Genomic DNA, 7,125 nt, shown 5'->3' with positions numbered 1-7,125 from the left:
GCGACGGCTTATGTTGAGTCCACAGTGAGTCCACCATGAGTCCACAGTGAATCTACGTTTTGCCGAAGAAACGTGGACTGACCCTGTACTCATGGTGCATTCATGGTGCTTTCACTATAATGTCATCAGCACTTAGCTGGCACTTGACCAAATGGGATAAAAAGCTGAACGATATGCACTAAGCCACTTAATCCTTCAGGCTGTATAATATCTTTTGAAAATCTGCTTTATATTTATCTTTGTTAGCAGCTGTTGTCCAAGACAGGACTTTGTAAAAAGAAACTTTCGTTTCAACAATCCCAACAAGGTAATAGATTTCACCTTCTACATCCTTGTCATAATAAGTGAAATCACATTCTGCAAAGTTAATTCCGCCTTTTTGTTGATAGACTGGCTTTGAGACCTGCCTTTTACCTTCGTTCTTTAAAAAGTCAGCGATGAAACGTTCATAAAATTCGTTGATAGATGAAAATTGGAGATCCGCTAGTACAAGATCTTCCTTAGGATCCTCGATTACAAATCCATATACGTCTTTGACAGCACTTTTGTACTGTATGGTAGAAGATGAATTCAACCCAGTGGTTCTACTCATATAGTTTGGAATACTTACATAGAAAATATTTCCAGCTTTTAATTCCTTTAATGTAGTCTGTGCAATCGCAGTGGTGCTCATTAGCCCAAGCGCGATTGATAACATGGTAACAATTCTTTTCATCCTACTTTTGATTTAATTTTCGCAAAGATAAATATTGTCTGCACAATTAAACATCGTAAGACATACTTTAAGCAATTAACCTAAGAGACCTTGACTTTGTCGGTTGTTTTCGTCTTCATCCCTAACAAATTTGGCTCGTGTCAAAACAAATTATGTCCCTGAATGTAGATAAAGCGAGGTTAATGATTCACTGATGAAAGCTGGAGCAGAAATAAGGCTTTTAGAGAAAAATTGGAAGCAATTAAAGCCTGCATTAAAGTCCTATTTAAAAACTGAAAATCCCGAGCAGCTGCACCAATTTCGTGTACAAGTCAAAAAGATTAAATCATTGTTGGTCCTGTATACCATCAACAAGAAAAACAAAAAGCTGTTAAAGCTTTTCGGCCCGGTAAAAAAGATCTTTAGACATGCAGGTATCATCCGGGATAGCTATATCCACCTTCAGCTTGCAGATCAGTTCCAGGTTAAAGAACCCGCATTCCACAAGGCGCAAACCGACCTCATGTTTAAAGAAATGGGGAGGTTTAAAAAAAACGGCAAGAAATACGAAATGATCCTTGAAAAGACGCTCCTCAAGATCAAAGGTGAGCTGAGCAGTATTGGCAATTCGGAAATTGCGGATTTTTACGAGGCAGAACTAGATAGGGTAGTGCTTGCATTTGCCAAACGGGAATTTAATGATCATATGCATGATTGTCGGAAGCGGCTCAAAAATTTGTTGTACAACCAGAAGATTGCCGATAAAAGCATGAAAGGTAAATTGAAACTCAACCTTCCTTACCTGGATCAGGTTCAGGATCAGCTGGGTCAATGGCATGATAGTATGTTGGCGCGCGACTTATTCAAAGATCAAATGAAGGAAGAAAGGCAGGCTGTCGATAAGCTTAACCTGCAGCTGAAAAATCTTGAGGAGGGTCTTGTAAGTATCTCTGCAGACTTCTGGCAAAAAGCAGTTTTAAAGAATAACGGCCAAAGCAATTAGCTGAAAATCCTTCGTTTACCTATAGCATTAATAATTTAAGTTTAATTGGTACCTCACTGATCGCCCTGCGCCTTCTTGTTTAAATGCGCCAATTTCTTGCAGGTATTGTAAATCGCGGGTCGCTGTGGCTTTGGAGGTTTTGGTGATAGCCATATATTTCATCGCAGTCATCGCACCTTCAAAACCAGCCGGGCCTTCATTAAACATCCTGTTAACGACTTTAAACGACCGTTCATTGAGTTGTGCCTGAAAACGATCAAAGAATTTTGCCTTCCGCAGGGTAAAATATATTAATTCCTTTGCCTCTATCTGTGCTTCAATGATCACCTGCGCAAAGTAATATACCCATGCTGTAATGTCTAAACTGCGTTGTGCTTGTTTCAGTTGTTCATAGTACTGCTTTTTTTGCTTTTCAATAGCTTTTGATAAAGAGAGGATTACAGGTCGCCTTAAGCCTTGGGAGAGTGTAAATTCTGCTAAAACCCTGCCTATCCGTCCATTGCCATCTTCAAAAGGATGAATGGATTCGAAATATAAATGAGCGATAGCAGATTTAAGGATGGCCTTAGAAATAACATCCCCGACAGTTAATTCAGGCTGATGATACCATTTGATAAACTGATCCATTTCAGCAGGGACACGATCCGAGGGTGGAGCTTCATAATGGATCTCTTGCCGGCCGTATGCGCCTGATACGACCTGCATCGGTTCAGCTCCTGTTCGCCAAAAGCCGCCCTTGATCTTAGGATGATGCATGAACAGCATCTGGTGCCAGGAGCAAAGCATATCGTTGTTCAGATCCTGATCTGTATATCGTTTGACTTCGCTCATGAGTTTGCCGATACCTAATGCGCTTTTATCTTTTACAGCAGCGAATGTTTGTAGTCCTAAGTTATTCTTGATGGAAGACATTACATCCTCCCTGCTAAGATATTCCCCTTCAATTTCAGAAGTTTTAATCGTTTCTAAGATCAAGATTTCCAGTAAAGCCTCTTGTTTAATCTCTTCATTCAAACCCAAAACAAGCCCCTCAATTAATCCTATCTCCTGCGCAAAGGCAAAGGAAAGCTCCGGAAGCTTCTCTACAGAATAGGTGAATTGAGGCCAGTTTGTATGTTGCCAGCTATAAGTCATGAGCCGATTATTTGTACTAATTGGCTCAAATATAATCAAATAATGAGCCGATTAAATAAATTAATCGGCTCATCTCTTTTTCAATCCCATTATAAACCGAATTCACCGTACCTTTAATCACCTTTTAAATTATCTTTAATCACCAGCATCGCGCTCGTCAAAATGCTGGTCCGATTACATGTTATATCAGAAAACCGAAATTTCCCGCACTGTCTTTGATTGAAAGTTCAATCGAAGACAATGGTTTCCAAGCAGGAGATGACTATCGAAGGGGACATGCAGGATTGATTTTTAACCTGAGTTATGGCATCAGCCTCAAAAATCATCACCAATGCCAGTTATTATAGTTGCCAGGAAACCGAAACCGACTACCAATTTAAAAACAAGTATAGCAAAAGGGTTAAATCAGACTTTGCACTTCATCTCCAGCCCAGTGCAGGTATCTTTTTCAATTTGTCTGATCGATGGACCATAGGCCTGGATTTGACTTATGTAAAGGTGGATTGGAAATTCCTGGCGATAAAATTTCTACTGTGTATGCAGTGATAAAAGTGCTGTTCAGGTAAACCTTTACGGATCCATAGGTTCATCGAAATCCAATTGAAGGGAGATCGATAAAGGATAGAATTCTGCTTCGGTATCAGATAAGCGTTTTCCGTTGTTATAAGGACGGTAACCTAATTCTTTTTCGCTGCGTTTTTGAACGGTATCGGTGATGTAATAACTTTGAGATTTAAGCGTGGAAGTTAAAGCAGGCTTTTCCATAGGGAAACCATACCTGAAGATTAGTCTTGCCGCGTTACGCATATTGGTAGTGGTATGACGGGCATGTGGCTCCATCAGGATAGCATGCTCGGGAATATTTAAAGTTTCTATGAGGAATTTCTTCATCTCCTGCGCTTCATTGTATTTGGTTTTATAAGGATGCACTTTTCCTCCTGACACCATGATAAAAGGGGCAAGGCCTTTTTGGTATTGTAAAGCCGCCAGCCTGCATCTCAACATGCCGCCACCACTTAATGCCACATCATACTGATCTGGACCAGCTCCGGGAACAAGAATGATACTGTATTTGTATTTATCCCAATTCACCTGCTTGCTGTATTCGTAAGCTGCTTGATTAACAGTTTTCTCCATGGGCTCATAATCGGCAATCTGGTTGCGATCGTCAAGTTCGAGGCTCTGTAAGGCGAAAGTTAATGAGGGTGCAAAGAACAGCTTGTTTGTTGTGGTTTGTGCCAGGGATAGATCTGCGCTGGTAAAGACATTGCCCAAATAACTTTTGCTTTTCACCTTAGCTCCAAGGGAATCGATTTTCGGGTAATTAGGTGCCTTTCCTTCCGCATAAACGCTGATGGCGTGGTTAACACCTTTTGCATCCTGTTCCCAGGCTTTAATCAGAATTTCTTTAGGTGCAAAGTTTGCATAAAGTCCGTAACTGCCAGATGGAATAAGATGTTCGCTAACAAGCTTCCCTAATTCATTATTTGTGCTGTATAAATTTTGTAAACGGGTGCTGATTTGCTTCATTTGCGAATCACTGAATTTCATGGCAGCTACCAGGCAGGATAAATCGTCACCGCAGTTCTTCAAAGCCGTTTTGATTTCCAGACGCTTCTGTTCGTTGATTTTACAGAGAACGGGGTCTTTCTCTAAAAGATTTTTTAAGGGTCCGATCTCGTTAAAAAGATTTAAAAGGTAATAGTTCTTGGCTAAAACATAATTGTCCGAATAGTGCATTTTGTATTGCTGATCGGGTTGATTTTTTTGTGCGAAGGTGTTGACTGTCAGCAGCAGAAATAATAGTGATGTGCAAAAACATTTCATCCGTTAAAAGTAATATGGCAATGCTAAGTAAAGGTTAATTTAATAAGAACTTTAATTTAAGGTTTTTTTTGGTGTAATCTTATCCATAAGACACTTACTCATTGTGTATATACTTTAAAACTGTTTGGGTTTATCTTTTGTTAATCTATTTATATTAGAACAGATTCGAACGAGTTGGACCATTTTCTAATGTCAGTCTTTATTAGAAATTTATGGAGCACTTTAAAAAAACGCCCTTATTGATCCCGTTGATTTTATTTTGTGTAATTGGGATCTCAGCATGCAATAACAATAAAACTTCCAACGGTTCTTCAGCCTCCTCCTCAGCAGAAGAGAAAGCCAGGGAACTGGTTTCAAAGATGTCCCTTGAGCAGAAAGTTGCGCAGTTACATGGTGCAGCCCCTGCTATGGAAATGACTGATGAGGCAGTAGCTAAGCTTTTTGAGGACGCTAAAAAGGACCCTTCATTGCTATTGATGCCGCGTAGGGTAGATAGCATCGACAGCCTGAATATTCCGGCAATGCGTTTTGTCAATGGTCCGTCTGGCGTAGGAACTGGCGATAATCACCCACAAGATCCCGCCACAGCACTTCCATCGCCTATAGGCCTTGCAGCTACATGGGATGTGGATGCTGCGCAGCAATTTGGAAAAATACAGGGTTCGGAAACCATTCTTTTAAATTATACCGTGATGCAGGCGCCTTCGATGAATATAGCCAGGGTGCCGCAGGGCGGGCGTGTATTTGAAGCATTTGGTGAAGATCCTTTTCTAACCTCCAAAATTGCTGTTCATAATATACTGGGCATCCAGGGTGAAGGTGCCATGGCTGTAGCCAAGCATTTTGCCGCCAACAACCAAGAAACCAACCGGCTGTCTGTAGATGAAATTATCGATGAACGCACCTTGAGGGAAATTTACCTGCCGGCATTTGAGGCCGCAGTAAAACAAGGTAAGGTGGCCGCTGTAATGAGTGCCTATAATAAGATTAACGGGGTATTTAGCTCAGAAAACAATTACATTCTCAATGATATCCTGAAGGGAGAATGGGGGTTTAAAGGTTTTGTATATTCAGATTTCGGCGCCACCCATAGCACTGTGGCTTCCGCTTTAGGAGGCCTGGACCTGGAAATGCCTAACGGTATTTATTATGGTGATTCGCTGTTAACTGCAGTGAAAAGTGGAAAAGTGAAGGAGTCTGTTTTAGATGAAATGCTTGTCCGCCGTTACGCTGCCATGTATGAGTTTGGCTTTTTTGATCAGGATCAAAAAATTGCTGGTAAAATTCCTGCAAAAGACAATGGTACCGTGTCGCGCGAAATTGCAGAAAAAAGCATCGTGTTGCTAAAGAATGAAAATGGCTTGTTGCCACTTCAAAAGGGAGAGATTAAATCGGTTGCTGTCATCGGTGATCAGCTTGATAAGGCAGCGGCAGGCGGAGGTGGAAGTTCACATGTAGTTCCACTTTACACGGTTACGCCTTTACAAGGTTTAAAAAACAAATTTGGTGCTAATGTTGCTTTCAGCTCATCCGATGGTAAGAATGCTGCTGAAGCTGTAGTGATGGCTAAAAAGGCGGATATTGCCATTGTTATGCTCAACCTGTTCACTACTGAGGGCATGGACACTGAAATTGTTTTTTCAAAAGCGCAGAATGACCTGGTTGAAAAAGTAGCTGCGGCTAATCCGAAAACCATCGTAGTCATTAAAACCGGCTCTTCTGTGTTGTTGCCTTGGGTAGATAAAGTACCTGCGCTTGTGGAAGCATGGTATCCTGGTCAGGAAGATGGGAATGTAGTGGCCTCCATTCTGGTGGGTGAAGTTAATCCTTCTGGCAAATTGCCCTTAAGCTTTCCTAAACAACTGAAAGATCTTCCTGCAAATACTAAAGAGCAGTTCCCGGGCGTTAATAATACAGCCAGGTATTCTGAAGGTATCTTTGTGGGCTATCGCCATTTTGATAAAAATAAAATTGCACCGCTGTATCCATTCGGACACGGACTCTCTTATACCACATTTGAATATAAAAGTCCTAAGGTGAGTAAAAAGGGCTCCGAAATCGGTACGGCTTATGAAGAGGCTGTGACTGTTGAAATTGATGTGACGAATACTGGAAATGTGGCTGGCGCTGAAGTGGTACAGCTATACCTCGGCTTGCCATCTACAACAGCGTTACCACAAGCGCCGGGTAAATTAGCTGGCTTTGCACGTGTGGAATTAGAACCAGGTCAAACCAAGCGTGTTTCTATACCTGTAGAGGCAAGGTCCTTGTCTTATTGGGACGTGAAAACCAAAAGTTGGAAACGTGTGGCAGGGGAGACTAAAATCCTGATAGGGTCATCTTCAAGAAATATCCACGCTAATTTGAAGTTCAGCTAACGAAATTATTTTATTCAGATAATATTTAATATCTTCATCAATATCAAATTATATTAACGTTAAATTTAATAATTTAATAATTTAAATTT

At 40.9% G+C, this 7,125-nt stretch carries 6 protein-coding genes; 3 read left to right on the top strand and 3 right to left on the bottom strand.

The features are described from left to right. Positions 1-187: 187 nt before the first annotated feature. Complete coding sequence (locus tag WG905_RS17965; protein ID WP_339593141.1) at positions 188-715, bottom strand: hypothetical protein; 528 nt, start codon at positions 713-715, stop codon at positions 188-190. Positions 716-908: 193 nt separating this feature from the next. On the opposite strand from WG905_RS17965, the gene WG905_RS17960 reads away from it, so the two are divergent. Next, positions 909-1,697, top strand: a complete 789-nt coding sequence (locus WG905_RS17960) for a CHAD domain-containing protein (protein ID WP_339593140.1) — start codon at positions 909-911, stop codon at positions 1,695-1,697. 27 nt (positions 1,698-1,724) lie between these two features. Here WG905_RS17960 and WG905_RS17955 read toward each other — a convergent pair whose 3' ends face one another. Beyond that, positions 1,725-2,831, bottom strand: a complete 1,107-nt coding sequence (locus WG905_RS17955) for a Fic family protein (RefSeq protein WP_339593139.1) — start codon at positions 2,829-2,831, stop codon at positions 1,725-1,727. Positions 2,832-3,134: 303 nt separating this feature from the next. Between WG905_RS17955 and WG905_RS17950 the strand changes: the two genes are divergently transcribed. After that, entirely contained in the window at positions 3,135-3,377 is a 243-nt protein-coding gene (locus tag WG905_RS17950; RefSeq protein WP_339593138.1) for a hypothetical protein, read from the top strand. A gap of 24 nt (positions 3,378-3,401) precedes the next feature. Here WG905_RS17950 and WG905_RS17945 read toward each other — a convergent pair whose 3' ends face one another. Continuing rightward, positions 3,402-4,658, bottom strand: coding sequence for a YdcF family protein (locus WG905_RS17945; protein ID WP_339593137.1), 1,257 nt, complete (start codon positions 4,656-4,658; stop codon positions 3,402-3,404). Between the two features lie 212 nt (positions 4,659-4,870). Here WG905_RS17945 and WG905_RS17940 point away from each other — a divergent pair, with 212 nt between their 5' ends. Continuing rightward, the gene (locus tag WG905_RS17940) at positions 4,871-7,036 is read left to right on the top strand and encodes a beta-glucosidase family protein (protein WP_339593136.1); all 2,166 of its coding nucleotides are present in this window, start codon (positions 4,871-4,873) and stop codon (positions 7,034-7,036) included. Positions 7,037-7,125 lie beyond the last annotated feature (89 nt).

Source organism: Pedobacter immunditicola (genome assembly GCF_037482985.1).
In the GTDB taxonomy this organism is placed as follows: Bacteria; Bacteroidota; Bacteroidia; order Sphingobacteriales; family Sphingobacteriaceae; genus Pedobacter; species Pedobacter immunditicola.
Note: the sequence above shows the minus strand (reverse complement) of the source record. Positions and strands in the feature narration are given on the sequence as shown.

Coding starts and splice junctions, on each gene's coding strand:
- WG905_RS17965 (WP_339593141.1), bottom strand. CDS start 715: ATGAAAAGAATTGTTACCATGTTATCAATCGCGCTTGGGCTAATGAGC.
- WG905_RS17950 (WP_339593138.1), top strand. CDS start 3,135: ATGGCATCAGCCTCAAAAATCATCACCAATGCCAGTTATTATAGTTGC.
- WG905_RS17955 (WP_339593139.1), bottom strand. CDS start 2,831: ATGACTTATAGCTGGCAACATACAAACTGGCCTCAATTCACCTATTCT.
- WG905_RS17945 (WP_339593137.1), bottom strand. CDS start 4,658: ATGAAATGTTTTTGCACATCACTATTATTTCTGCTGCTGACAGTCAAC.
- WG905_RS17960 (WP_339593140.1), top strand. CDS start 909: ATGAAAGCTGGAGCAGAAATAAGGCTTTTAGAGAAAAATTGGAAGCAA.
- WG905_RS17940 (WP_339593136.1), top strand. CDS start 4,871: ATGGAGCACTTTAAAAAAACGCCCTTATTGATCCCGTTGATTTTATTT.